Origin of the sequence: Streptomyces sp. NBC_01485 (assembly GCF_036227125.1) — a bacterium.
Classification (GTDB): Bacteria; Actinomycetota; Actinomycetes; order Streptomycetales; family Streptomycetaceae; genus Streptomyces.
Genome location: NZ_CP109435.1, coordinates 8016296 through 8037910, shown reverse-complemented (window position 1 = coordinate 8037910; position 21615 = coordinate 8016296). Strand labels below are relative to the sequence as shown.

Annotated in this window: 15 protein-coding genes; 9 read left to right on the top strand and 6 right to left on the bottom strand. The window is 70.8% G+C overall.

Features of this window, described 5'->3' with window-relative positions:
• Positions 1–20: 20 nt before the first annotated feature.
• Positions 21–245, top strand: a complete 225-nt coding sequence (locus OG352_RS35415; RefSeq protein WP_329222543.1) for a hypothetical protein — start codon at positions 21–23, stop codon at positions 243–245.
• A gap of 45 nt (positions 246–290) precedes the next feature.
• Here the strand turns inward: OG352_RS35415 and OG352_RS35410 are convergent, their stop codons facing one another.
• Together OG352_RS35410 and OG352_RS35405 are read right to left on the bottom strand one after the other, a co-directional pair.
• Complete coding sequence (locus OG352_RS35410) at positions 291–983, bottom strand: 4'-phosphopantetheinyl transferase family protein (RefSeq protein ID WP_329222542.1); 693 nt, start codon at positions 981–983, stop codon at positions 291–293.
• On the bottom strand, positions 980–1840 hold the full coding sequence (locus OG352_RS35405; RefSeq protein WP_329222541.1) for a metallophosphoesterase family protein: 861 nt from the start codon (positions 1838–1840) through the stop codon (positions 980–982). Before OG352_RS35405 ends, OG352_RS35410 begins: the two co-directional genes overlap by 4 nt.
• A 354-nt stretch (positions 1841–2194) precedes the next feature.
• On the opposite strand from OG352_RS35405, the gene OG352_RS35400 reads away from it, so the two are divergent.
• The gene (locus OG352_RS35400; RefSeq protein ID WP_329222540.1) at positions 2195–3355 is read left to right on the top strand and encodes an ATP-grasp domain-containing protein; all 1161 of its coding nucleotides are present in this window, start codon (positions 2195–2197) and stop codon (positions 3353–3355) included.
• A gap of 409 nt (positions 3356–3764) precedes the next feature.
• On the opposite strand, the gene OG352_RS35395 is transcribed toward OG352_RS35400, so the two are convergent.
• The 4 genes from OG352_RS35395 to OG352_RS35380 all read right to left on the bottom strand — a co-directional run bounded on the left by OG352_RS35395 (position 3765) and on the right by OG352_RS35380 (position 10522).
• Complete coding sequence (locus OG352_RS35395; protein WP_329222539.1) at positions 3765–5015, bottom strand: alpha-L-fucosidase; 1251 nt, start codon at positions 5013–5015, stop codon at positions 3765–3767.
• A 115-nt stretch (positions 5016–5130) separates the two neighbouring features.
• Positions 5131–8220 carry an alpha-mannosidase gene (locus OG352_RS35390; protein WP_329222538.1) on the bottom strand — a complete coding sequence of 1030 codons (3090 nt, stop codon included), beginning with the start codon at positions 8218–8220 and terminating at the stop codon, positions 5131–5133.
• Between the two features lie 203 nt (positions 8221–8423).
• Positions 8424–9761 carry a 6-phospho-beta-glucosidase gene (locus tag OG352_RS35385; RefSeq protein ID WP_329222537.1) on the bottom strand — a complete coding sequence of 446 codons (1338 nt, stop codon included), beginning with the start codon at positions 9759–9761 and terminating at the stop codon, positions 8424–8426.
• Positions 9758–10522, bottom strand: coding sequence for a DeoR/GlpR family DNA-binding transcription regulator (locus OG352_RS35380; protein ID WP_329222536.1), 765 nt, complete (start codon positions 10520–10522; stop codon positions 9758–9760). Before OG352_RS35380 ends, OG352_RS35385 begins: the two co-directional genes overlap by 4 nt.
• A 125-nt stretch (positions 10523–10647) precedes the next feature.
• Between OG352_RS35380 and OG352_RS35375 the strand changes: the two genes are divergently transcribed.
• The 7 genes from OG352_RS35375 (at position 10648) to OG352_RS35345 (ending at position 21555) form a co-directional block, all read left to right on the top strand.
• Positions 10648–11667, top strand: a complete 1020-nt coding sequence (locus OG352_RS35375) for a carbohydrate kinase family protein (RefSeq protein WP_329222535.1) — start codon at positions 10648–10650, stop codon at positions 11665–11667.
• Between the two features lie 212 nt (positions 11668–11879).
• Positions 11880–13166: an ABC transporter substrate-binding protein gene (locus OG352_RS35370; protein ID WP_329222534.1), complete on the top strand. Its 1287-nt coding sequence runs from the start codon at positions 11880–11882 to the stop codon at positions 13164–13166.
• Entirely contained in the window at positions 13166–14137 is a 972-nt protein-coding gene (locus tag OG352_RS35365; RefSeq protein WP_329222533.1) for a carbohydrate ABC transporter permease, read from the top strand. Before OG352_RS35370 ends, OG352_RS35365 begins: the two co-directional genes overlap by 1 nt.
• 15 nt (positions 14138–14152) lie before the next feature.
• Complete coding sequence (locus OG352_RS35360; RefSeq protein WP_329222532.1) at positions 14153–15016, top strand: carbohydrate ABC transporter permease; 864 nt, start codon at positions 14153–14155, stop codon at positions 15014–15016.
• 11 nt (positions 15017–15027) lie between these two features.
• Entirely contained in the window at positions 15028–17955 is a 2928-nt protein-coding gene (locus OG352_RS35355) for a glycoside hydrolase family 2 TIM barrel-domain containing protein (RefSeq protein WP_329224082.1), read from the top strand.
• Positions 17956–17993: 38 nt separating this feature from the next.
• Positions 17994–19835, top strand: a complete 1842-nt coding sequence (locus tag OG352_RS35350; RefSeq protein WP_329222531.1) for a LamG-like jellyroll fold domain-containing protein — start codon at positions 17994–17996, stop codon at positions 19833–19835.
• 46 nt (positions 19836–19881) lie between these two features.
• Positions 19882–21555 carry a histidinol-phosphatase gene (locus OG352_RS35345; protein WP_329222529.1) on the top strand — a complete coding sequence of 558 codons (1674 nt, stop codon included), beginning with the start codon at positions 19882–19884 and terminating at the stop codon, positions 21553–21555.
• Positions 21556–21615 lie beyond the last annotated feature (60 nt).

Below are 21615 nucleotides of genomic sequence, written 5' to 3'. Positions count from 1 at the left end.
GACACGGAGAGAGCCGACCGATGCCCACAGCCGTACTGACCGACCGCGAGCGCACCGCCGTACAGGCCTACCTACGGCTGCTGCACACCGTGCGGGCCGCCTTCGGCGACGAGGGGCCCCACGAAGGGTGCCTGGTCCCGCCCGCCGTCCTGGCCGAGGCGGAACAGGCCCTCGCGGACGCGGGGCTGGCGGGCAACGAGGAGGAGTTCTTCCGGCTGCTGCACCACTGGTGTCCCGGCCCGTGACCCCGCCCGTGCCCCCGCGCGGGCGGTGCTTCGACGAGCGGTGTCTCAGGTGTGCTGGACCGTGATCGCCGTGGCCACCAGCCCCCGCTGTACGGTCCAGCGGCCGTCGAAGTGCCCGATCCGCCGGCCGCCCACGACCGGGCCGGGCACGAGCAGCCGGGCCCGGAAGGCACCGTGCGCGGACCCTGCGGGGCCGTCGGCGACGAGGTCGATGTCGGCCTCGCTGAAGTCCAGCCACTTGCGGGTGAGGGGGAACCACGCCTTGTAGACGGACTCCTTGGCGCTGAACAGCAGCCGGTCCCAGTGCACCTCGGGGCGGTCCACGGCCAGCCGGCCGAGCCGCTCCGCCTCCGCGGGCAGGGCTACGGCGGACAGGACACCCTCGGGCAGAGGCTCGTGCGGTTCGGCGTCGATGCCGACGGAGGCCAGATCACCGGCCCGGACCAGGGCCGCGCCGCAGTAGCCCGCGCAGTGGGTCATGCTGCCCGTCAGCCCCTCCTGCCACTGCGGCGCGCCGCGCTCGCCCGGCAGCAGGGGCTGCGGGGGCACGCCGAGCTTCTCCATGGCGCGCCGCGCGCAGGCGCGTACGACGGTGAACTCGCGGCGGCGCTTTTCGACCGCCCGCGCCACGAGCGCCTCCTCCTCCGGGTACAGCGGCGCGTCCCCGAACTCGCGGACGCCCTCCTCGCCGAAGGCCTCCACCGCGACCACCGACGCCGGCAACAGTTCCTCGATCACTCGGCCTCGGCCTCTCGGGGCAGGATGCGCCGCAGCCGGCCCGGGGGCTGCGACCGCTTGGACCATTCACGGGGGTAGCCCACCGACACCTCCTCGAAGCGGACGCCCTCGTGCCAGGTGGTCCGCGGAATGTGGAGGTGGCCGTAGACCATCGTCTCGATCCGGAACCGGCGGTGCCAGTCCGCGGTCAGCCCGGTGCCGCACCACATGGCGAACTCGGGGTACCACAGGACGTCCATCGGGTGCCGGTGCAGGGGATAGTGGTTGACGGGGACGATCGGCAGGTCGTCGGGGATCTCGGCGAGCCGCCGCTCGGTCTCGGCGACGCGCGCCCGGCACCAGGCCTCGCGGCTCGGGTACGGGTCGGGGTGCAGCAGGTACTCGTCGTTGCAGACGATGCCGGTGCTCTCCGCGTAGGCCAGCCCCTCCGCCTTGGTCGTGCAGCCGTCCGGGAGGAACGAGTAGTCGTACAGCAGGAACAGCGGTGCGACGGCGACCGGGCCGCCGGGGCCCTCCCAGATCGGGTAGGGGTCCTCGGGGGTCGTCACGCCCAGGTCGCGGCAGACCTCGACGAGGTGCTCGTAGCGAGCGACCCCGCGCAGGGTGACCGGGTCCTTCGGGTGGGTCCACAGCTCGTGGTTGCCCGGTGCCCAGACCACCTTGGAGAAGCGGCTCGCGAGGGTTTTCAGCGCCCAGCGGATGTCCGCCACGTTCTCCGAGACGTCGCCGGCGACGAGCAGCCAGTCCTCGTCCGACTCCGGGGCCATGGCCTCGACGAGGGCCCGGTTCTCCGCATAGCCGATGTGCAGATCGCTGATCGCCAGCAATCGTCCGGCGCCACCCGCCGTCGACGTCACCTTCCGCCCCCGCTCACAAGTCCACACTCCGCATTCTCACGAACACACCAACTGTCACCACGAGAACATATTCACGCCTGCGGTACAAGGTCGAACCGGGGTGTCCACCGAGCGTGGGCACGTGCTCCACCTGCGCCGGAGCGCGCCACTACCCGAACTCGAGCCACGCATGAACAAGATCGGAAATTCCGTAACACGCGCGTTGCACGGCGGACCTCCCGGAAGCCGTATGATCGCCCCAACACCACCGCCATGGACGTCCCTTCACGCAGGGCGGTTTTGGTGACCCACCATTCCCCCTGCCCGGGCCGGGCTTGCTTCGCCCTGCCCGCGAACCGTGAAAGGCGGCCTCGCATGGTCTCTCGCGTACGCGTCTGGCTCAACCGCACGTACGCGGAGAACGTGTTCTTCACGGATCAGCTGCGACGAAATCCCAGCGATCGCGCCGTCGAGATCCATGCCACGCACGGCGACGCCGACTCCCCCGTCCTGGCCGCCGCCGACACCGCCGAGCTGGAGCCGCAGGGCCTCTCCCCGGCCGGGTACGTCGAGTACGCGCTCTCCCAGTGCAAGCGCCGCAGCATCGACGTGTTCGTGCCCCGGCTGCACCAGGCCGCGATCGTCGCGCACCGCGCCGACTTCGAGGCGGCCGGCACCGCGCTGCTCGCGCCGCCGCCGGAGGCCGTCGCCGTCTTCCACGACAAGGTGATCGCGTACGAGGCCGTGCAGGCGATCGGCGTGCCCGTGCCGCCGTGGTACCGGGTCCGGACGGCCGACCAACTCGTCGCCGCTGTCGAGGAGTTGGAGGAGGCCGGACACAAGGCGTGCTTCAAGCCGGCGTCCGGCGCGGGCGGTGTGGGCTTCCGGGTGATCACGCGCGCCCCCTTCTCGCTCTCGCACCTCAGCGGCTTCCCGAGCCCGTACGTCCAACTGGACATGGTCGTCGAGGCGTTGCAGCAGGCCGACGAGCAAGGTGAAGAGCAGGTCGACTGGCTGGTCATGCCGCGTCTGGAGCAGCCTGAGGTGTCCGTGGACTGCCTCACCGGCCCCGACAACATCCTGCGGATGGCCATCGGCCGGACGAAGAACGGCCGCCGCCGGGGCTTCACGCAGCACGAGCAGTGGCTGGAGCCGGCGCGTCTGATCGCCGAGGGCTTCGGGCTGCACTACCTGTCCAACATCCAGTTCCGGATGTTCGGCGACCGGCCGGTCCTGATGGACGTCAACACCCGCCCGGCCGGCGGACTGCACCAGCTGTCCCAGTGCGGCGTCAACGCGCCTTGGGCGGCAGTGCAGTTGGCGCTCGGCGAGGACCCGGGCGAAGTCGTGCCGCCGTTCCTGGGGCAGGACTACACGGTGGTGTCGGGGCCGCGGCCGCTGCGTGCGGTGTCGCTGCCGCACCAGCGGTTCGAGGACACCGAGCCGTTGCTGCCGACTGCCGCCGTGCCGGTGCCTGCCGACTCCGTCGAGACGGCCACGGACGTAGTGGACGCACCCGCTGCGGCCCCCGCCTAGACACCCCTCACGCCCAACAGGTGCGGGCCAGTGCTGAGCCCGTGCTGCGCCTCTGCTGAGCCCCTTGGGAAGCGCGCGGAAGTCCCCCGGATTCTGGTCCGGGGGACTTCCTTTCGCGGAAGGTGTATCAGGACCCGGGGTGCCTGCTCTTAAGGGTGAAGGCCCCCACCGGGGGAGCGTGGGGGACGCACCGGGGTCCTGCGGGGGAAGCACAGGGATCAACGGGGGATCAACCGGGGGAAAGACGGGAATCGACGGGGGATTCCCGGGGGACGGGGGATCGGGTCGGTCGGCCGCTGCCACGGGGAGCGACCGGCCGACCCGAACGTCCGCCCCCTACCTGGCACCCGTCAGAAGCGTCCCGGCCCCCGGCTCTCGTCCGTCAGGGGCATCCTGACCCCGGACTCCGTCAGAAGCGTCCCGACCCCCGGTACAGCTCCAGTTCGCCGTCCAGTTCCACCGCGAGCACTGTGGCGTGCGGGTCGAGGTCGGAGCCGGCCGGCGGGTCGATCCACAGCACGCCGACCGCCTCGTGCAGCCCGCCGACCATCCGGTGGGCGAGTTCCGTTCCGGTGCCGAGCACCGTGACCTTGCGGACCGGCGTGACCAGACCCCGGACACCGATCTCGGCGCGCGGAATGTCGAACAGGGTGAGGTAGAGGGTGCGGCGGTCGGCGGAGAGGGTGCTCGGCCCGTAGTGGTGCCCGGCCGGGAGCCCCCGCACCGTCCCGTACACGGCCTCCGCGTGCTTGCGGATCCACTCCCCCAGGCCTTCGAGGCGTTCGACCTGCGGCTGCGGGATGGTGCCGTCCTCCATCGGGCCGACGTCCAGCAGCAGGTTGCCGCCGCCACCGATCGTCTCCGTGAAGTAACGGACCAACTGGGTAAGCGACTTGTGGTTGTGGTCCTCGTGCCGGTACCCCCACGAGTCGTTGATCGTGAGGCACAACTCCCAGGGCCCGGCGGGAGGTTCGATAGGGGCACCCTGTTCGGGGGTGGCGTAGTCGCCCTCGCTGAGCATGCGGGCGTTGAAGACGACGTCCGGGGAGTACGAGCGGATCAGCGCGGCGAGTTCCGTGATGCGCCACTGCTCCTCGCTGCGGTCCCACTCGCCGTCGAACCACATCAGGTCGGGCCGGTAGCGGGAGGCCAACTCCGTGATCTGGCCGTCCCGGTAGACCATGAACCGCTCCCAGGCCACCAGGTCCTCGTCCTCGGCCGAACACTCGGAGTAGCGGTTGTCCTCCAGCTCCGGCGGGCGGCCCGGCTTGCGGGTGGTGGCGTAGTCGGGGTGGTTCCAGTCGGAGTGCGAGTAGTACAGGCCGACCTTGAGGCCCTTCTCGCGCAGCGCGTCGGCGTAGCCGGTGAGGTAGTCGCGGCCGAGGCCGAGGTCGCCGTACTCGGTGTCCCACAGGGCGACGCCGTCGTGGTGGCGGCTGGTCAGGACGGCGTACTTGGCCCCCGCCCGGGCGAACAGGTCGGCCCAGGCCTTCGGGTCGTAGTGGGCGCCGGTGAAGCGGTCGAGCTGGGACATGTACCGGTCGTGCGGCACTATGTCGTCGTAGAACGACCAGGACTCCTGGACGCCGTCGACGGCGTAGATCCCCCAGTGGACGAAGATCCCCAACTTGGCGTCGGTGAACCAGGGTTGCATGGGCACGGCTGAACTCCTCCGCAGGGCAGGGCACTTCGGGGCAAGACACTTCGACGCAGGGGCGGGCGCGCGGTGTGGGTGGTGCGGTGTGGGCCGCGCGCCCGTCCCGAGGGGGTTGTTGCTAGCGGGCGGTGGCGGCGCGTTCCAGACGGAGCGTCAGGATCTGGAAGGGGCGCAGGACGACGGCGACGGTGCCGTCCGCGCCGACGGTCGCCGGCTCCAGCGGCCGCTCCAGCAGGTCGGTGACCTTGGCGCCGGCGAGCGGGAAGCTGGTGCGCAGGGTGCCGACGCCCCGGCCGCCGCGGGACTCGTAGAGCCGGACGACGACGTCACCGGACTCGTCGTCGGCGAGCTTCACCGCCTCGACGGTGACGCCCTCGCCGTCCACCGAGACGACCGGCTCGGGCGCGCCCGCCGCACCCGCCGCCTCCGCCACGCGCAGCGGAAGGTTGAGGGCGTAGCCCTCGGCGACCGCGTCCTCGATGCTCGCGCCGGGGAGCAGCGCGTAGGCGAAGCGGTGCCGGCCCTGGTCGGCCTCGGGGTCGGGGATGCGCGGGGCGCGGACCAGACTGAGGGCGACCGTGGTCGTCGTACCGCCGTCCTCGCGGACCGTGCGGGAGACGTCGTGGCCGTAGGTGGAGTCGTTGATGACGGCGACGCCGTAGCCGGGCTCGCCGATGTGCACCCAGCGGTGGCCGGAGACCTCGAACCGGGCCGCCTCCCAACTGGTGTTGGTGTGGGTGGGGCGCTGGATGTGGCCGAACTGGATCTCGGCGGAGGAGTGCGGCGCCCGGATGTCCACAAGGAAGGCCGCCTTGAGGATCTTCTCCGCCTCGTGCCAGTCGATGTCGGTCTCGAAGTCGACACGGGGGCTGCCGGCGCGCAGGGTGACCGTCTGGGTGATCGTCGAGCCCTTGCCGAAGGAGCGGGTGACGCGGACGGCTCCGAGCAGCGGGTCGTCCTCGACGACGGTGACCGAGTCCGGGTCCAGGAGGTCCGTGAAGCGGTTCTTGTAGTGCTTGTCGATGTCCCAGGCGTCCCAGTAGTTCGGGAGGTCGGTGTGCAGGCGCAGCAGGTTGCCCTGGCCGGCGAGGACTTCGCGATTCGCCCGTAGATCGAATACGGAAGACAGTGTGCCGTCTTCCGCGATCTGTACACGGACCAGGCCGTTGTCGAGGACCCGGCCGGAGACCGTCACCGGCCGCGGCGAGCCGGCGGTGTCCGCGGCGAGGGGCGCGCTGCCGCTCGCGGGCACCTCCACGTACGCCGGTGCGCCCGCGGAGGTGCGGATCACCTCCGCGCGGTCGAAGGGGCTCGTGTTGAACACCCTGGTCCCGCCCGCGCCCCCGGCCGCGCCCCCGCCGAGCGCCGCGACCGCCTCGGCCGTCAGCACCTCCAACTCCTCGGCGACACGGGCGTATTCGGCCTCCGCCTCGCGGTGCACCCAGGCGATGGAGGAACCCGGCAGGATGTCGTGGAACTGGTGCAGCAGCACCGTCTTCCAGAGCCGGTCGAGCTTCTGGTACGGGTAGGCGTAGCCCGGCGCGTGCAGCGCGGCGGTGGTCGCCCACAACTCGGCCTCGCGCAGCTTGTGTTCGCTGCGCCGGTTGCCCTGCTTGGTGCGGGCCTGGGTGGTGTAGGTGGCGCGGTGCAGCTCGAGGTAGAGCTCGCCGACCCAGACCGGGGCGTCCGGGTACTCCTCGCGGGCCTTGGCGAAGAACGCGTCGGGGTGTTCGACGACGACCTTCGGCGAGCCTTCCAGGTCGGCCAGCCGGCGCGCCCGCTCCATGATCTCGCGGGTGGGGCCGCCGCCGCCGTCGCCCCAGCCGAACGGGGCGAGGGAGCGCGTACCGCCGCCCTTCTCCGAGTAGTTGCGGACCGCGCGGTCCATCTCCTCGCCGCTGAAACGGGCGTTGTAGGTGTCGACGGGCGGGAAGTGCGTGAAGATGCGGGTGCCGTCGATGCCCTCCCACCAGAAGGTGTGGTGGGGGAACTTGTTCGTCTGGTTCCAGGAGATCTTCTGGGTGAGGAACCAGTCGTTGCCGGCGAGTTTGGCGAGCTGCGGGTAGGCGGCGTTGTAGCCGAAGGAGTCCGGCAGCCAGACGCCCTTGGTCTCGATGCCGAAGTGCTCGATGAAGAACCGCTTGCCGTGGACGAGCTGGCGGGCGATGGCCTCGCCGCCGGGCAGGTTGCCGTCGGACTCGACCCACATGCCGCCGACCGGCGCCCACTGCCCCTTCTTCACCGACTCCTGGATGCGCGCCCACACCTGCGGGTAGTTGTCGCGCACCCACTCGTACTGCTGGGCCTGCGAGCAGGCGAAGACGAAGTCGTCGTACTCGTCGGCGAGCGAGGTGACGTTGGAGAACGTGCGGGAGGTCTTGCGCTTCGTCTCGCGGATCGGCCACAGCCAGGCGGAGTCGATGTGCGCGTGGCCGACGCCGGAGATGGTGTGCGCGCTGGCGTGGGCGGGGCGGGCCAGGACGGGCGCGAGGACCTCGCGGACGGCCGCGGCGCTGCCGGAGATGTCGTCCAGGTCGAGGGCGTCCATGGCGCGGTCCAGGGCGTGCATGATCTCGTGGCGGCGCGGCTCGTGCTCGCCGAGGTGGACCATGAGTTCGCGCAGCACCTGGAGGTCCAGGTCGAGGTGCCAGACCTGCTCGTCGAGGACGGCGATGTCGGCGCGGCGGAATGTATACAGTGGACGGTCGCCTGCCGTCAGTACATCGCCCAGCGGGGTCGGGGCGTTGAAGTCGTTGGCCAGGATGTCAGGGTTGGAGGCGGCCTCGACGAGGTAGTCGATGGTCTCCCCGCCCGTCGCCGGGTTGCCGATCGGCACGTACTGGTTGAGCGGGTTGACCGCCTTCAGCGGAGTCCCGTCGGTGAGGTGGACGAGGGCCTCGGCCTGGTTGCCGGGCCAGTCGCCCACGAAGCCGAGGTCGATGACCGCCTCGACGCGCCGGCCGGCCCACTCGGCGGGCACCTGTCCGCGCATCCGGAACCAGGTGGTGCCCCAGGGCGGCCCCCACGGGGTGTCCATCGCGAAGGGCTCGTAGGCGGCGGCCGCGGCCTCCGCGAAGGGGACGGGCTCCCCCGGCGCCTGCCAGGCCTCGACCTCGAAGGGCACGGTGGCCGCGTAGATCGCGGGCTTGACCCGCTGGTTGTGGACGCGCTCGACGCGCTCCTCGATGCGGCGGCGTTCGTCATGCATGGGGAATCTCCAGAGAGGGACCACGGAGGACAGGAAGGGCAGGAAGGCGGGACGGCAGGAAGGCGGGACGGCAGGAAGGGCGGGGAGGCTCGGGGGCGGGCCAGAAGCCGGGCAAGGGCCGGGCGAAGGCGAGGCGAAGACTGGGCGGAGGCTAAGCGGAGGCCGGGCCTACCAATAAGGGGAAAGCGCTTTCCGTCGGGCGCTTACCTAAGGTACGCCAGACCGGGATGGACGTCGGTGTAGCCCTCGACCAGCCTGCGGGCCACGTTCACCGAGTCGACCAGCGGGTGCAGCGCGAACGCCTTCACGGCCGTCGTACGGGAGCCGGACTCGGCGGCGGCCAGCACCTCGCGCTCGACGCCCTTCACCGCGCAGACCAGGCCGGTGGCGTGCTCGGGCAGCGGGGCCACGGCCACCGGGTGCGCGCCGTTGGCGTCGACGAGGCAGGGCACCTCGATGACGGCGTCGGCGTCGAGCGCCGAAAGGGTGCCCTGGTTGCGGACGTTGAGGATCAGGGTCGTGCGTTCGTCTCGGGCGATGGCCCGCATCAGGGCGAGGGCGACCTTCTCGTAGCCGCCGGAGAGGTCGTCGGCGTCGCGTTCGCCGGCGCCGGCCGTCTCCCGGTTCTCGGCCATGTAGGTGGCCTCGCGCTCGGCGCGGGTGCGGTCCCAGGCGGTCAGGGCGGCCGTGTCGGGGCGCTTCATCTCCGCGTAGAACTGGGCCTGTTGGTCGGCGAGGAAGGCGCCGCGGGTCTTCTCGGCCTGCTGGTAGGCGCGGACGGCCTCGCGGTTGAAGTAGTAGTAGTGCAGGTATTCGTTGGGGATCGCGCCGAGCGACTGCAGCCAGTCGACGCCGAAGAGCTTGCCCTCCTCGAAGGAGCCGAGCAGGTCGGGGTCGGCGAGCAGCCGTGGGAGTTCGTCGCGTCCGGCGACGCGCAGGCCGCGGACCCAGCCGAGGTGGTTGAGACCGACGTAGTCGATCCACGCCTCCTTGGGGTCCGCGCCGAGGACGCGGGCGATCCGGCGGCCGAGGCCGACCGGCGAGTCGCAGATGCCGATCACGCGGTCGCCGAGGTGGCGGGACATGGCCTCGGTGACCAGGCCGGCCGGGTTGGTGAAGTTGATGAGCCAGGCGTCGGGGGCGAGGCGGGCGACACGCCGGGCGATGTCGACGGCGACGGGGACCGTGCGCAGACCGTAGGCGATGCCTCCGGCGCCGACCGTCTCCTGGCCGAGGACGCCCTCCGCGAGGGCCACCCGCTCGTCGTGGGCGCGGCCTTCGAGGCCGCCGACGCGGATCGCGGAGAAGATGAAGTCGGCGCCGCGCAGCGCCTCGTCGAGGTCGGTGGTGGCGGTCACCCTGGGGGCGTCGGGGACGCGGGCCGCCTGCTCATCCAGTACACGGGCGACCGCATACAGCCGACTGTCGTCGAGATCGTGCAGAACGACTTCCGTGACCCGCCCCTCGCCGCGGTCCGTCAGCAGCGCCCCGTACACGAGCGGCACCCGGAACCCGCCGCCGCCCAGAATCGTCAGTTTCACGCTTGCACCTTTCCTGCCACGACCATCTCGACGCCCGCCTCCTCGAAGGAGGACCGGGTCACCGGGTCGACCGGCGTGTTCGTCACCACCGCGTCCAGTTCCTCGGGACCACAGACCTTCGCCATGCCCGTACCCGGGAACTTCGCCGAGTCGGCGAGCAGGACGACCTTCTCACCGGCCTTGATCATGGCGCGTTTCACCGGCACCTCGACGACCGTCGTGTCCATCACCTGCCCGCCCGGGCGCACTCCACTGGTGCCGAGGAACAGCCAGTCGGCATGCAACTGGCGCAGGTTGTCCTCGGTGAGGAAGCCGACCAGGGAGCGGTACTCGCGCCGGACCATGCCGCCGAGCAGGACCAGCTCTATGCCCTCGTCGTCGGCGAGCTCCTCGTAGACCACCAGGTTGCTGGTGATCACCGTCAGCCGGCGGCCGTGCAGCTGCCGGGCCAGGCGGTAGGCGGTGGTGCCGATGTCGAGCAGCACCGACTGCCCGTCCGCGACCATCGCCGCGGCGTGCGCGGCGATGACGTCCTTCTCGGCCACGCGCATCTCGGCGACCTCGGCGAAGGGCTGGTCGCCCTCCTCCGCGACGGCGCCGCCGTGCACCCGGGTGAGCAGGCCGTCCTCCTCGAGTTTGACCAGGTCACGCCTGATCGTGGCCGGGCTCACACCCAGTTGCTCGGAGAGATCGGTCACGGCTGTGGGACCACCGGAGCGCAGGGCCCGCAGGATGAGTTGATGTCGTCGTTCTGCCAGCACGGAGCGAACACTACTCGTCATCTTCAATCAAATCTATGCTCACTTCTGCTGAGGCATTGACCAATGTCGCCGAGCGGCGCACGATTCCGGTCAAGAAATGAAGAGTTTTGACGAGAGGATGTGCGGTGGACGACGACCGGCCCGAGGTGCTGCTCACCGGGCTGCTCTTCTACGACCTCGTCCTCACGGGGCTCGGCAGGCCGCCGACGCCCGGCGAGGAGATCTGGACGGCGGGCATGGGCTGCGGCCCCGGCGGCATCGCCAACCTGGCGGTTGCCGCGTCCCGCTTCGGCCTGCGGACCTCGCTGGCCACGGTCTTCGGCGACGACTTCTACGGCGTCCACTGCCATGAGGTCCTCGCCGGGCAGGAGGGCGTCGACCTCGCCCTCTCCCGGGTGGCGGACGACTGGCACACCCCGGTCACCGTCGCCCTCGCGCACGGCCACGACCGGGCCCTGGTCACCCACGGCCAGGAGCCGCCGTACTCGCAGGACGAGCTGATGGGCGACCCGCCCGAGGCGCGCACGGCCCTCGTGCACCTGGAGGCCGAACCGCGCGCCTGGCTCGCCAAGGCGGCCGCGAACGGCACGCAGATCTACGCCGACGTCGGCTGGGACCCCACCCAGCAGTGGTCCACCGACCTCCTCGACCAACTCCGCCTGTGCCACGCCTTCCTCCCCAACGAGACCGAGGCGATGGCGTACACCCGCACCGACAGCGCGGTCGCCGCGCTCGGCACGCTCACCGAGCTGGTGCCGGTGGCCGTGGTCACCCGGGGCGGCGACGGCGCGGTCGCGGTCGACCAGACGACCGGGGAGTACGCGGAGGTCCCCGCCGTCGACGTCGACGTCCTGGACGCGACGGGTGCCGGGGACGTGTTCGGCGCGAGCTTCGTCGCCGCTTCTCTGGGCGGCTGGCCGCTGGCGGAGCGGCTGCGGTTCGCCGTCCTGTCCGCCGGGCTCTCGGTGCAGCATCACGGCGGGGCGCTCGCCGCCCCCGGCTGGTACGGCATCGACCGCTGGTGGCGCTCCGTGACCGACCCCGAACTGAAGCGGACGTACGGCTTCCTGGCCGACCGCGTCCCGGCGGACGTCGGCCCGCCCGTGCGGTACGCCCCGGCCACCCCACCCGCCCGGCGACCCTGACGGGCCCGCGGGCCCGTATCCGGTATGCAGTATCCGGTATCCGGTATCGCATATCTCGTAGCCCGTATCCGGCACCTCGTATCCAGTAGCCCGTATCCGGCACCTCGTATCCAGTAGCCCGTAGCCCGTAGCCCGAGAAGACAACCCCCTCATGTCCCTCGATTGCACATCGTCTGCGAAGACGCGAACAGATCCGAAAGGCGGTGGGAGCTGTGCGGCTCTCACGTAGAGGCCTGCTCCGCGCGGGACTGGCCGGTTCGGCCGCCACGGCGCTCGGCGGCCTGGCGTCCGGCTGCGGTGTTCCGACCGGTTCGACCGGCCGGAACATGGTCCTGTGGTACTGGGACGGCGGCCTGGGCGACACGGTCGTCAAGAACGCGACGGCCCGGTACGGCAGCGCGGTCGACCTCAAGGCCATCAAGATCGGCGGCTACTACCGGTCGAAGCTGATCACCACGATGGCCGGCCGCGCCCATGTCCCCGACATCGCGGGCCTGAAGGGCGAGGACATGGCGTCCTACCTGCCCAACGCCGGCCAGTTCGTGGACCTGCGCACGCTCGGCGCGGACAAGTACAGGTCCCAGTACCTGCCCTGGAAGTGGGAGCAGGGCATCGCGGACGACGGCACGATGGTCGGCTTCCCGATCGACTGCGGGCCGGTGGCGCACTTCTACCAGTACGCCGTCTTCCGGAAGGCGGGACTGCCGTACGAGCCCGCCGACGTGTCGAAGGAGCTCGACACGTGGGAGAAGTTCTTCGCGGCGGGTGAGCGGCTGCGGCAGCGGATCCCGGGAACCTCCCTGCTCACCGACGTCAACAGCGTCTTCGAGAACGTGGTGCAGCAGGGCGGCGAGCGGTACGTCGACAAGGACCGCCACTTCATCGGCGACCAGGAGCATGTGCGCCACGCCTGGGCGCTCGCCGTCGAGGCCAAGCAGCGCAAGCTCGTGTCGAACCTGGTCAACGGCACCCCGGACCAGTTCTCGGCCATCGAGGACGGCAAGCTGCCGAGCCAACTGGGCGCGTCCTGGGCGACCAGCGACCTCAAGAACGGCGTGCCGAAGACCAAGGGCAGGTGGCGGGTGGCCGACATGCCCGTGCGGCCCTCCAACAACGGCGGCTCGTTCCTGTCGATCACCAAGGAGTGCCGGGAGCCCGAGCGGGCGTTCCGGATCATCACCTGGATGCTCGACGCGGGCAACCAGGCGCAGGGCTTCGTGGACGCGGGACTCTTCCCCTCCACCCCCGCCTCGTACGGCGTCAAGCAGGTGCGCGAGCCCGACCCGTTCTTCGGCGGGCAGGTCACGATGGACGTCTTCGGGCCCGCCGCGCAGAAGATCGCCGTCGCCTACAACAGCCCCTTCGACGTGGCGCTCGGGCAGCCCATCAAGGACGAGATGAAGAACGTCGGCGTCCTCGGCAAGGACCCGAAGCAGGCCTGGAGTGACGCCATGAGCACATGCCGGCGCATCGCGAAGCACCTGGGGGTGAGCTACTGATGGCCACCCTCCCCACGCTGGAGAAGCCCCCGGAGCCCCCGACGGTCGTGGCGCACACACCCGCGCCGCGACCCCGCACGGGCTTCCGCAGGTACTGGCACCTCTACGCCGCGATCTCCCCCTTCTACCTGCTCTTCCTCTGCTTCGGCCTGATCCCGGTCGGCTTCTCGCTCTACCTCTCCTTCCACCGCTGGGACGGCCTCGGCTCGATGGAGTGGGCGGGGCTGACGCAGTATCAGTACCTGCTGAGCGACTCGGAGTTCTGGAGCTCGATCGGGACCACGATCGTCATCTGGGCGCTGGCCACCTTCCCCATGATCTTCCTGGCGATGGTGACGGCGGTGATGCTCAACTCGGCGGTCCGCTTCAAGAACCTCTACCGCGTCGCCTACTTCCTGCCGAGCGTCACCTCGGTCGTGGCGATCGCGATCGTCTTCGGCTCGGTCTTCTCCACCAACTTCGGCCTCGTCAACGCCTTCCTGCAAGCGATCGGCGTCGACCAGATCGCCTGGCTCAACACCCCGTGGGGCATCAGGATCGCCGTCGCGACGCTGATGACCTGGCAGTGGACCGGCTACAACGCGATCATCTTCCTGGCCGGGCTCCAGACCATCCCGGGCGAGCTGTACGAGGCGGCGCGGATGGACGGCGCGGGGCCGGTGCAGACCTTCTTCCGGATCACGCTGCCGATGATGCGCCCGGTGCTGCTGTTCGTGCTCGTCGTGTCGACGGTCACCGGTCTGCAGAGCTTCTCCGAACCCCAGGTCCTGCTGCAGAACACCTCGAACGACTCGACGTTCTCGGGCGGTCCGGGCCACGCCGGCCGGACGATGGTCCTCTACTTCTTCCAACAGACCTTCGACAACAACGACTTCGGCTACGGCGCCGCCGTGGCGTGGGGCATCTTCCTCGTCGTCGTCCTCTTCTCGATCATCAACTGGCGTCTGGTGCAGCGCCGGGGCGAAGACTAGGAAGGCCAGAACACCATGGCATCCATCCAAGGAACCCGGCGGACCAAGGGGATCGACGGGACCCGCCGCAGAGGGTTCGCGCTGCACGCGAGCCTCGTCGTCGGCGTCCTGCTCTCGGCCTTCCCGTTCTACTGGGCCGTGATCATGTCGACGCACACGTCGTCGGAGATCTTCTCCTACCCGCCCAAGCTGCTGCCGGGCACGCACTTCCTGGAGAACGTGCGCAGCCTCTTCGACAACATCGACTTCTTCGGCTCGATGTTCAACTCACTGCTGGTCGCGGGCTCGGTGACGTTCCTGGTCCTGTTCTTCGACTCGCTGGCGGCCTTCGTCTTCGCCAAGTTCGCGTTCCCGGGCAAGCGGTTGCTGTTCGTGCTGCTCATGTTCATCTTCATGGTGCCGGCGCAGCTCCAGGCGATCCCGCAGTTCGTGATCATGGCGAAGCTCGGCTGGATCGGCTCGATGACGGCGCTGATCGTGCCGGCCGCCGCCAACGCGTTCGGCATCTTCTGGATGCGCCAGTACATGAAGAGCGCGATCCACGACGAACTCCTCGACGCCTCCCGCATCGACGGCGCGAACTTCCTGCGCCAGTACTGGCACGTGGCCCTCCCGGTGGTCCGGCCGGGCCTGGCGTTCCTCGGCATCTTCACCTTCATGGGCCAGTGGAACGACTACGCCTGGCCCCTGATCGCCCTCACCAACCCGGACAACGTGACCCTCCAGGTCGCCCTGTCCCAGCTCAACGGCACGCACGGCACCACCGACTACGGAATGGTCATGACCGGCGCACTCCTCGCCCTCGTTCCCCTGCTGATCGTGTTCGCGATCGGCGCCCGCCAGATGATCGGCGACCTCGCCAAGGGAGCGATCAAGTGACGGACCCGCTCGTGACTGACCCGCTGCTGACGCTCCGCCCCTGGCAGGCGCCCGAGGTGACCTCCTGGGGGCGGCTGCCCATGAACGCCGTCGACCGGCGCTTCGGAGCCCGCTCCCTGGACGGCGACTGGCGTTTCCAGCTGCTGCCCGCCCCGGACGCGCCGGTCGGCGCCGCGTGGTCGACGGCAGCCGTGCCCGGCGTATGGACCATGCAGGATACGGACGACCTTCCGCAGTATCTGAACATCCGTATGCCGTATACAGAATTCCCTCCACTGTCGCCCGCCGACAATCCGACGGGTGTGTACGAGCGGGAGGTCGACGTCCCCGCCGAGTGGGCCGGGCGCCGGATCGTGCTCCAGGTCGGGGCCGCCGAGAGCGTGCTGCTGGTGCACGTGGACGGGCGGCCCGTCGGCATCTCCAAGGACTCCCATCTGGCGGCCGAGTTCGACCTGTCGGACGTGGTCCGCCCCGGCGGGCGGTCCGTCGTGCGGCTGACGGTCGTCAAGTGGTCGGACGCCTCGCACATCGAGGACCAGGACCACTGGTGGCACGGCGGGATCACCCGCTCGGTGCTGCTGTACGCCACCGACGCGCTGCACCTGTCCGACGTGACCGTGCGGGCGGGGCAGGACGGCGAGCTGCGGGTCGACTGCCGGGTGCGGGACGCGGGCGGCGCGCTGCCCGAGGGCTGGTACGTCAGCGGGGACCTGGACGGGCTGCCGGTGGTCCAGGACGCCGCGCTCGACCTGGCCAACGCCGAGGACGAGCGCGTCTCCGCCTTCCTCGGCGAGGCCCGCCTCACCGCGCGCGTGCCCGAGGTGCGCACCTGGACGGCCGAGACGCCCGAGCTGTACGGCCTGACGGTGCGCCTGCACCGCGCCGACGGCACGGTCGCCGACACCTCCCGGCACCCCGTCGGCTTCCGGGACGTGGCGGTGGTCGGACGGGATCTGCTGGTCAACGGCGAGCGGGTCTTCATCCGGGGCGTCAACCGGCACGACTTCCATCCGCTGACGGGGCGGACGGTGTCGTCCGAGGACATGCGCGCGGATCTCGCCCTGCTGAAGCGGTTCGGCTTCAACGCGATCCGCACCGCGCACTACCCCAACGACCCGACGCTGTACGACCTCGCCGACGAGCTCGGTTTCTACGTCGTCGACGAGGCGGACATCGAGTCGCACGACCACGCCCACGAGATCGCCGACGACCCGCGCTATCTGAACGCCTTCGTCGACCGGGTCGCGCGGATGGTGCTGCGGGACAAGAACCACCCGTCGGTCATCATCTGGTCGCTGGGCAACGAGTCCGACTACGGCGCGAACCACGACGCGGCCGCAGGCTGGGTGCGCCGGCACGATCCGACCCGGCCGCTGCAGTACGAGGGGGCCGCCAAGCGCGGCTGGGCCGATCCGGGGGTCGCCTCCGACATCGCCTGCCCGATGTACGCGCCCCTGGAGGACTGCGTGGCGCACGCGCTGTCCGGAGAGCAGACCAAGCCGCTCATCCAGTGCGAGTACTCCCACGCGATGGGCAACAGCAACGGCACGCTGGCCGACCACTGGGCCGCCATCGAGGCCACCCCGGGTCTTCAGGGCGGGTTCATCTGGGAGTTCTGGGACCACGGGATCCTTCAGTCCGTGAACGACGGAAGACCGGTCGGGCGCGGCGGCGCCGGGCTCTACGACAACGGTGTCACGGCGCCCGGGTACCGCTGGGCGTACGGCGGCGACTTCGGCGAGCGGGACCACGACGGCGCGTTCATCGCGGACGGCGTCGTCCTGCCCGACCGCACCCCCAAGCCGGTGATGTACGAGCACCGCGAACTCGCCGCGCCGCTGCGGCTCCAGGGCTTCCGGCACGAGGGGCTGGTCCTCTCCAACCACCAGCACTTCCGCGGCCTGGAGTGGCTCGCGGGCGAGTGGGAGCTGTCACTCGCGAGCGGCGGGACGCTCACCGCGGCGGCCGAACTGCCCGACCTGCGGCCGGGCGAGACGGCCGTGGTGCCGTTGCCGTTCGCGCTGCCCGAAGAGGGCGGCGAGGCGTGGCTGACGCTGCGGGTGACGACGGCGGAGGATCTGCCGTGGGCGCCGCGCGGCACGCAGGTGTGCGCACCGCAGGTGCGGTTGCGGGCGGCCGAGCCGGTCGAGGAGCAGGAGCCCGCGGGTTTTGGGCGTGTCGAGATCGACGCCGACGGACTCCTCGTGCACCCGCTGCTGACCGTCGCGCCCACGCTGTCGCTGTGGCGGGCGCCCACCGACAACGACGAGTTGGGCGGCATGGCGCTGCGCTGGCGGACATGGGGCCTGGACGCCCTCGTGCGCAAGCTGGTCTCGGTCCGCCGGGAGGGGGACGGGGTGGTGAGCGTGCTCTCCGAGTACGCCGGCACCACCGGCGTCGTCCGGCACCGGCAGGTGTTCACACCGGTGGCGGGCGGCATCCGGATCGACGAACAGGCCGAGCTGCCCGAGGAGTTCGACGACGTGGCGCGGGTCGGCTCGGTCTTCGAGACGGTCGCCGGGATGGACCTGCTGGAGTGGTTCGGGCAGGGGCCCTGGGAGTCGTACCCCGACCGGAGCGGTGGCGCGCCGGTGGGCCATCACTCCGTTTCCGTCGACGAGTTGTTCACTCCGTACCTGCGGCCGCAGGAGAGCGGCGGCCGGCACGGGATGCGGCGCTTCACGCTCTCGGCGCCCGACGCCACGGGCCTCGCGGTCACGCTGGACGAGCCGCGCCAGGTCTCCGTCACGCGGTACCGAGCCGAGGACCTGACCGCCGTCGCCCACCATGACGAACTCGTCCCGCGCGCCGGGTGCGTGGTGCACCTCGACGCGGCGCACCGCGGCCTCGGTACGGCGTCGTGCGGCCCCGACACCTTCCCGTCCTACCTCGTCGCACCGGGCGTCCATCGCTGGAGCTGGACCCTGCGCTTTCTCTGAACTCCCCTTTACAGCAACGGACTTCCTACGGAGCACACGTGTGTACGTCGCATGCCCACATTGAGGGCGAGGCCGCGCAGGCCGGCGCCGCAAGACGCGGTTTCCTGCGCGCCACCGCACTGCTCGGCGCCGCCGCCACGGCCGGTCTCGCCCTGCCGGCCACCGCCGAGGCGGCCTCCGCCAAGACCTGGCGCCCGGACCCCGACAGCCGCCGCTTCACGCTCGCCGTCATGCCCGACACGCAGTACCTCTTCGACGGGCCGAGCATCGACAAGGAGCCGGTCGAGGCGTCCCTGCGCTATCTGCTGGAGCACGGCAGGCACGAGAACATCGTGTTCCTGTCCCACCTCGGCGACCTCACCCAGAACGGGTCGAAGGACGAAGTCGCCGCGATCAGCGAGGCGTTCGGGCTGCTCGACCGGCGCGGGGTCGGCTACAGCGTCCTGGCCGGCAACCACGACGTGCAGTCGTCGACTACCGACCAGCGCGGCGCGACCCCGTACCTGGACGCGTTCGGTCCGCAGCGTTTCCGGGGCAGGTCCACGTTCGGCGGGGCCTCCCCCGACGGCTACAACTCGTTCCACCTGTTCCGGGCGGGCGGCCGGGAGTGGATGGTGCTGGCGCTGGACTGGCGGCTGTCGGAGAAGGGTTACGCCTGGGCCGCCGACGTCCTCGCCCGGCACCCCAAGACACCCGTCGTCCTCACGACGCACGAGCTGGTCCTCGAGGACGACTCCCTCTCGGCGTACGGGCAGCAGTTGTGGGACCGGCTGATCGAGGGCCACGACCAGATCTTCCTCACTCTCAACGGGCACTACTGGCCCGCCGGCCGGTCAACGCGCAAGAACGCGGCGGGACATGACGTCCACCTGCATCTGACGAACTATCAGAACCGTTACTTCGGCGGCGCGGCGATGATCCGCCTCTACCGCTTCGACCTCGACCGCGGCGTCATCGACGTCGAGACGGTCTCCCCGTGGATCATGGGCCGGGCCGCGAAGGGGCTCAACGAGCTGGAGCGGCAGGAGATCGAACTCAGCGGCGCCGCCGACCGGTTCTCGGTCGACATCGACTTCGCCGCGCGCTTCTCCGGCTTCGACCCGGTGCCGGCGCGCCCCGCACGCCCTGTGTCGAAGGTCGTCGTCCCCGGCACGGTCGCGTACTGGCGCTTCGACGGGCACGCCGACGGTTCGGCCGTGTCCGGCACCGTCCGGGACCTGTCCGGGTGGGGCAACGACCTCACCGTCGTCCCGGTCGGCGGCGGCACGCTCGGCTGGTCGTCCGACCACCACCCCGACCAACCCGGGCACGGCAGCCTGGAGTTCCAGGGTTTCAAGTCCCCGCTGAAGGGGGCGTACCTGCGCACGGTCGACGGCGCTCCGCTCAACTCGGCGACGTTCAAGGCCGGTTACACCATCGAGGCGTTCTACCGGCTGCCGGCCGACTGGGACCCCGCGCACCACGCCTGGTCGGGACTGGTCGGCCGGACGGGGACGGGCGGGGCAGCGGGCAGGACCGGCGACGACCCCGACGAGCCGCTCGCCACCCTCTCCCTCTCCAACGACCGGGAGCCGCAGTGGGCGATGCGCCCGCTGAACCAGCAGGGCATCGCCACCAACTGGGGGCAGGAGACCCCGCTGGAGACCTGGTGGCACCTCGCGGTCGTCAACGACGGCAAGCACACCACGCTGTACGTCGAGGGCTGCCCGACCGTGCGCAACCCGAAGGCGGCGGCCGTCGGCATCACCTCCGTCGGACTGCCGTGGCTGCTCGGCGGCTACGCGTACGGCGACCGGATCGACCAGATCCTGCACGGCCGCCTCGGCGACGTCCGCATCGTCGAACGGGCGCTGCCCGTCACCTCCTTCATGAACCACTGACCTCCCTCAGGAACCGCTGAGCCCTCGAAGAGGACACCGAAGAATCATGACCGAGCAGCGACTGCCCTCCTGGGCCGACCCGGCCGTCTCCCCCGCCGCCCTCGACGCCCAGGGCGTGTCGAGACGTCAGCTCCTGCGCCGCGCCGGCCTGTTCGGGGCCGCGTTCACCCTGGGCGGGGTGGCCGCGGCCACCCCGGCCGGGGCCGCCGCCGGCCAGGGCTTCGGCGGCGAGGACCCGCGCCTGGCCTACCTGGTCGGCGACCACCACGTGCACTCCGTGTACAGCCACGACGCGAAGTACACGTTCTCCCAGCAGGCGCGGGCCGCCGCCCGGTACGGCCTGGACTGGATGGTGTTCAACGAGCACTCCAACTTCGGGCACGCCTCCTTCGGCGCCGCGCTGGAGCACGAGGAGATCCTCAAGGCGCGCGCCGAGAACCCGCGCCAACTGATCTTCCAGGGCCTGGAGTGGTACATCCCGGCGGCCGAGCACGGCACGGTGTTCGCCGCACCCGGCCCGCACGAGGTCGACCTGCTCACCCGGTTCGAACTCGCCTACGACGGCAAGCTGCTGGGCTACACCGAGGGCGCCGCCGGCGCGGCCGACACCGCCCGCAACGAGGCGCACGCCGTCAAGGCGATCCAGTGGCTGGCCGAGCAGCGCCGCACCGGCTACGTCGACGACGTCCTCGTCCTCGCCAACCACCCGCTGCGCCTCGGCATCGACTCCCCGCACGAGATGCGGAGTTGGCGCGACGCGGCCCCCGAGATCATGATCGGCATGGAGGGCGCGCCCGGCGCCCAGGGTGCGGCGATCCCCGGCTGGCGCGGAGCCACGTCCATCCGCGGCGAGTACGAGAACAAGCCGTCCGCGCAGTCCCACGCGGGCTATCCGGCGGACGCCTATGTCACGTACGGCGGCTTCGACTGGGCGACGGCGACCGTCGGCGGCCTGTGGGACTCGATGCTGGCCGAGGGCCGGCTGTTCTCGGTCACCACCAACTCCGACAACCACCGCACCGTCTTCGACACCTGGAAGAACGGCGACTGGGCGGCCGGGCAGAACTTCGACACCACCGGCAAGCTGCCCGACCCGGTGCGGACCGACGCCCCGCAGCCGGGCAGCGACTTCTGGCCGGGCCAGTTCAGCCGCACCCACGTGGGCGTCACCCGGTACGGCTACCGGGCGGTGATGACGGGTCTGCGCGAGGGCCGGGTGTGGCTCGACCACGGGCATCTGCTCGACGGGCTCGAGGTCCGGCTGCGGCGGGAGCACAGCAACGGCCGGGGCGTCACGCTCGGCGGCCGGCTGCGGGTCCGTAAGGGCGAGAAGCTCACCCTGGACATCACCGTCACCACCGCCTCCCGCCCCAACCCCCAGGGAATTCTGCCCGAGTTGGCGCATGTGGACGTGATCCGGGGCGCGGTGCGGGGCGCCGTGTCCGACCGCGACACGTGGCGGGCGCCCGACACGGGGGTCGCCCACACGACGGACGTGAGCGGCCGCAAGGGCACGTACACCCTGCGCGTTCCGCTCACGGTGGGCGACGAGTCGTTCTACGTCCGCCTGCGCGGCAGCGACGGCAACCGGCACGGAACCGGCTACCTGGGCGCCTCCGTCGACCCCCACGGCCCGATCCCCCACGAGCCCGGCAACGGCGACCCCTGGTCCGACACCTGGTTCTACTCCAACCCGGTCTTCGTGGACGTCGTCAGCTGAGGCGCCCCAAAGGGGCGCGGGGCTGTATCGATGTGCGGCTCCGCCGCGGGGCGCGACCAG

Bases quoted from the DNA above. Each gene is read 5' to 3' on its own strand.
- OG352_RS35415 (WP_329222543.1), top strand. From the start codon at position 21: ATGCCCACAGCCGTACTGACCGACCGCGAGCGCACCGCCGTACAGGCC.
- OG352_RS35400 (WP_329222540.1), top strand. From the start codon at position 2,195: ATGGTCTCTCGCGTACGCGTCTGGCTCAACCGCACGTACGCGGAGAAC.
- OG352_RS35390 (WP_329222538.1), bottom strand. From the start codon at position 8,220: ATGCATGACGAACGCCGCCGCATCGAGGAGCGCGTCGAGCGCGTCCAC.
- OG352_RS35365 (WP_329222533.1), top strand. From the start codon at position 13,166: ATGGCCACCCTCCCCACGCTGGAGAAGCCCCCGGAGCCCCCGACGGTC.
- OG352_RS35360 (WP_329222532.1), top strand. From the start codon at position 14,153: ATGGCATCCATCCAAGGAACCCGGCGGACCAAGGGGATCGACGGGACC.
- OG352_RS35345 (WP_329222529.1), top strand. From the start codon at position 19,882: ATGACCGAGCAGCGACTGCCCTCCTGGGCCGACCCGGCCGTCTCCCCC.